General features: G+C 53.6%; 1 protein-coding gene. It reads left to right on the top strand.

Annotated elements, in window-relative coordinates:
* The coding region (locus tag AC6UDF_RS07205; protein ID WP_500724194.1) for an efflux RND transporter permease subunit at positions 1–276 on the top strand (276 nt) is incomplete at both ends.

Here is a 276-nt window from a genome sequence, read left to right as displayed (position 1 = left end):
GAAGTCAACAGCTTCGGCGGCTTTGAGAAGCAGTATCAAGTCCGCCTCGACCCGAACAAGCTACAATCCTACGGGCTAACGCTCAGAGACGTTTATGAAGCGGTTTCGCGCAACAACGCGAATGTCGGCGGAGCCTACATCGAAAAAGGTTCTGAACAATATCTACTGCGCGGAATCGGTCTGGTCGAAAAAGCCGACGACGTGGCGAATATCGTCGTCAAAACCGGCAAAGAAGGCGTTCCGGTTTACGTCCGCGATGTCGGCGAAGTCGTCGAA

Source organism: Fructilactobacillus sp. X2R6C1 (genome assembly GCF_059901295.1).
Note: the sequence above shows the minus strand (reverse complement) of the source record. Positions and strands in the feature narration are given on the sequence as shown.